Origin of the sequence: Streptomyces gelaticus (assembly GCF_014649535.1) — a bacterium.
GTDB lineage: Bacteria > Actinomycetota > Actinomycetes > Streptomycetales > Streptomycetaceae > Streptomyces > Streptomyces gelaticus.
Genome location: NZ_BMTF01000062.1, coordinates 1 through 3,893, shown reverse-complemented (window position 1 = coordinate 3,893; position 3,893 = coordinate 1). Strand labels below are relative to the sequence as shown.

General features: G+C 70.8%; 5 protein-coding genes. 3 read left to right on the top strand and 2 right to left on the bottom strand.

Features of this window, described 5'->3' with window-relative positions:
* Positions 1–77: 77 nt before the first annotated feature.
* The 3 genes from IE107_RS34255 to IE107_RS34245 all read left to right on the top strand — a co-directional run bounded on the left by IE107_RS34255 (position 78) and on the right by IE107_RS34245 (position 2,258).
* Positions 78–632 (top strand): M15 family metallopeptidase, encoded by a 555-nt coding sequence (locus IE107_RS34255; protein WP_189548246.1) that lies wholly within the window; start codon positions 78–80, stop codon positions 630–632.
* Positions 633–698: 66 nt separating this feature from the next.
* Positions 699–1,724 carry an endonuclease/exonuclease/phosphatase family protein gene (locus tag IE107_RS34250; RefSeq protein ID WP_189548245.1) on the top strand — a complete coding sequence of 342 codons (1,026 nt, stop codon included), beginning with the start codon at positions 699–701 and terminating at the stop codon, positions 1,722–1,724.
* Between the two features lie 117 nt (positions 1,725–1,841).
* Complete coding sequence (locus tag IE107_RS34245; RefSeq protein ID WP_189548244.1) at positions 1,842–2,258, top strand: nuclear transport factor 2 family protein; 417 nt, start codon at positions 1,842–1,844, stop codon at positions 2,256–2,258.
* A 29-nt stretch (positions 2,259–2,287) separates the two neighbouring features.
* On the opposite strand, the gene IE107_RS34240 is transcribed toward IE107_RS34245, so the two are convergent.
* Together IE107_RS34240 and IE107_RS34235 are read right to left on the bottom strand one after the other, a co-directional pair.
* A complete protein-coding gene (locus tag IE107_RS34240; protein ID WP_189548243.1) occupies positions 2,288–2,545 on the bottom strand; it encodes a twin-arginine translocase TatA/TatE family subunit in 258 nt (85 codons plus the stop codon).
* A complete protein-coding gene (locus tag IE107_RS34235) occupies positions 2,545–3,555 on the bottom strand; it encodes a sporulation protein (RefSeq protein WP_189548242.1) in 1,011 nt (336 codons plus the stop codon). The genes IE107_RS34240 and IE107_RS34235 overlap by 1 nt, the downstream gene beginning before the upstream one ends.
* Between the last annotated feature and the right edge of the window lie 338 nt (positions 3,556–3,893).

The following is a 3,893-nucleotide window of genomic DNA, read 5'->3' as shown; positions in this document are numbered from 1 at the left end:
GTTCGACAGGGGGCAACAGTCATGCCGGGCCCGGAGGCCAGCGGCCCTCTTGCAGGACCGCGGAAAACATAACGGGGGTGACGCCCCGGAGTGAACCGGACACGCAGGCCACCGCGGCGGCGGACCATGACCGGGACGGCGGTGAAGCGGCTGCGGAGGCGACCGCTGAGGCGACTCCTGAGGTGACTTTGGAGGACACCGACAGCGGTGACCTTCCGGACGGCCGTGAGCTCACTCCGTTCGACACCCGCTACTCGGCCGTCGGCCGTCTGGACGGACGCCTGCTGAAGGCCGTGCAGAAGGCGGCCCGGGACGCCCGCGAGGACGGCATCGAACTCCGCGTCACCTCGGGGTGGCGCAGCAAGGCGCACCAGCAGCGCCTGCTGGACGAGGCCATCGAGAAGCACGGCAGCGCGGAGAAGGCGCGGCAGTTCGTCAATACGCCGCAGAAGTCGACACACGTGTCGGGAAAGGCCGTCGACATCGGACCCACCGACGCTGACGACTGGCTCATCCGCAACGGCTCCGACTACGGCCTGTGCCAGGTCTACAACAACGAGATGTGGCACTTCGAGCTGCTCACCACCCCCGGTGGCACCTGCCCGCCGCCCCTGAGCAACGCGGCGGGCTGACCTGTCATGCCTGCAGCCCCTGAGTCGCCCCGCAAGACGTTGCCGCCCCCTTCCGAAGGACATGCCATGACGGACCTGCGCGAGGACCCCTACCCGGATGTGCACATCGGAGGCGGATTCTCCGATCCCGCCGGGACACCCACCGCCGGTCCCGGTTCCGGCCGACGCGGCCCGGGACGGCGTGGGGGCCGGATCCTGAGTGCCGCCGTCGTGGCGACGGGGCTGGCGCTGGTCTGCCACTCGTTCGTGCCCGATGCGCCGGGCAACCTGGGCAGCCTGCTCGAAACCGCGCTGCCCTGGACCGGCCTGACCGTACCGGTGCTGTTGCTGGCCGCGCTGTTGCGCAGGTCCGTGCCGGCTGTCATCGCCGCCCTGCTTCTCGGCGCCGTGTGGTCCGCCCTGTTCGCGTCCGTGTTCCTCGGCGGGCGCGGCGACGCAGAGCCGAACATGACCGTGGTGACCCACAACGTCAATGCCGCCAACCCCGACCCCGGCGCGACCGCCCGGACGCTGCTGGCCGCCGACCCCGACCTGGTGGCCCTGGAGGAGATCACCGACGATGCGCTGCCTGCCTACCGGAAGGTGCTGGACCGTCGGCTCACCCACTCCGTGCGCATCGGCACCGTCGCACTGTGGAGCCGCTACCCGATCACCGAATCCCGGCGCGTCACCATCGATCCCGGCTGGAGCCGCTCCCTGCGCGCCCTGGTCCGGGGACCGAAGGGCCCCCTCGCCGTCTACGTGGTCCACCTGCCCTCGGTCCGCGTCGGCGTATCCGGTTTTGCCACGGCCCGGCGCGATGACGCCCTCACCGCCCTCGTCCGGGTCCTCGACCACGAACAGCAGAAGAAGGTCCTCCTGCTGGGCGATCTCAACGGCACCACCACCGACCGCAGGCTCGCGCCGCTGACGTCCCGGCTGACGCCGGTCAAGGACAAGGCCGGCACCGGCTTCGGATTCAGCTGGCCCGCGGCCTTCCCGCTCGCCCGCATCGACCACATCCTCACCCGGGGCATCCTCCCCACCGATGCCTGGACCCTCCCCGCCACCGGCAGCGACCACCGTCCGATCGCCGCGGGACTCAGGGCATAGGCGAGAGGGCGTTCCCACGCCGGATCGGCCAGATGTCCTCCGCCGCTCGGCCTGCCCGCCCCGTCATTACCCTCGACGTAATCGACGCCCCGTCGGCGCCCGTACAGACTGGGCCGCATGACGCACACCACCGCGGACGCCACCCGCGCCACCGTCCAGAGCTTCCTCGCCCTCCGCCTCGCCGGGGACACCGAACAGCTCACCGCGCTCTTCGCCGACGAAGTCGACTGGCTGCTCGCGGAGAACCCAGCGGTTCCGTGGATCCGGCCCCGCTCCACCGCCGCCGAATGCGCCGCCCAGTTCACGGAGTTGACCGAGCACACCGTGCCCGAGGACGCGCGGGCCTCCATCGACACCTTCCTCGTGGACGGCATCGACGCCGTTCTGACGGGGCATCTCTCGGGCACCGTCCGCGCGACGGGCAAGTCCTTCGAGGGCCCCTTCGCGCTGCGCCTCACCGTCGAGGACGGCCGGATCACCCGCCACCACCTGTACGAGAACAGCCTGTCGATCGCGGAGGCGTGCACCCCCTGACCTCCTGGGCGTCCAGCCGCCCCGACGTCTCAGGCGCGGCCCTGCGGCGGTCGCCCCGCACCCTGCCCCGGGCCCCCGGCCTCGTGCCCGGTGACGGTCTCCCCGCGGATGACGCGCGGCGCTCCCGTTTCCCCTTCTGCGCCCTTCGGCTCCTTCATCGCCTTCGCCTCGGCCTTGAGGATGCGGGCCGACTTGCCCGCGGAACGGGCCAGCTCGGGAAGTCTCTTGGCGCCCAGGAGGAGGATCACCACGACCAGAATGATCGCGATCTCGCTGATTCCGAACATCAGTCGTCCCCGTCCTCGTCCTCGTCGTCCTCGAAGAAGTCCCCCACCTCGTCCACGACTTCGGCGGCGACCATGCCTCCGACGACGCCGACCGCGAGACCTGCCGCGCCCACCGCGACGGCCGTGCCCAGGCCCGGACCGGAGCGGTGACCGCCGTCGTGGTGGTGGTCCTCGTGGTGGGCCGGGTGTCCGGCGTACGGGTCGCCGTGGCCGTACGCGGAGCCTTCCGCGTATGCCGACCGGTGCTCGACCAACTGCCGGAGCCAGCCGTCGACGAGGGCCTGCCAGTCCTGATGGTGGATGCCGTCGTGCGCGACCGTGAAACGGGTGAGCGCGTCGTGTCCGCCGGAGAGGGGACCGCCGCGCCGGTCGGCTTCCAGGACCACCTCCATGCCGCCCGCGGTGGCGAGGAAGGTCACCTCGATCTCGTTGACCGCGTGCGCGTACTGCGGCGACGGGGTCAGCTCGATCTCCTGGTAGAAGGGGAGCTGCTGGCCGGTGCCGCCGATGCGGCCGTACTCGAGATCCGCCGACCTGAAGCCGAAGCCGAGCTGTCCGAACGCTTCGAGGATCGCCTCCTGCACCGGCAGCGGACCCACCGCGAGCCGATCGAGGTCGCCCTTGTCCTTGGCCCCGGCGACCGAGACCTCCGTGCGTACACCGAGCACAATGCCCAGGCTCTGCCCGTACAGCTCGGTGATCGGAGTCTCCCAGGGCAGCGCGACCGTGAACGGCACGCTGAGCTGCTCGCCCTCGGCCAGCCGGAAGCCGCCACCGACGGTGAAGCGTTCGAAGGCGACGACGCCCTCTGCTTCCTCGTCGCCGCGCTCGTCCTCCACCCGAGCGACGAGTTCCAGCGCGATGTGGTCGATGTCGAAGCCGGCGCTGCCGCCCTTGAGATGGACCTGGCCGGACAGGGGGCCGCCGGGAGCGGCGGCCCCGGTGGTGAGGACGGTGTCGACGGTGGGGCCGCCCACACCGAGCGAGCCGAGCAGTCGTTTGAACACCATCGAGGCGTTCACTCCCTTATGTGCGTACGAGGGGTGCGGGGAGTCCGGTAACGCCGAAGGCGGTTCCCGTTCTCTACAGACGTGTAGAGCATAGGGCCGTCGGCGGGCCTTCCGGAGCCGCGAGGGAGCGGTGGGCCGGAAAGTCCGAAAAAGATCGCTCAGGAGGTCCGGGTAGCTGCTTGACGTGCGCGTTTTGCCGTGCTTTTACCGTACGGAACGTTCGTGGGAATGGGTGCGGGGCCGTGTGGTGCGTGTGCGCCGCACGGCCCCGGGCCGTCGGTATGGGTGACGGGTCGGCCCGTGGGCCGGCCGGTCAGCCCTTGCGGGCGTTGACCTCT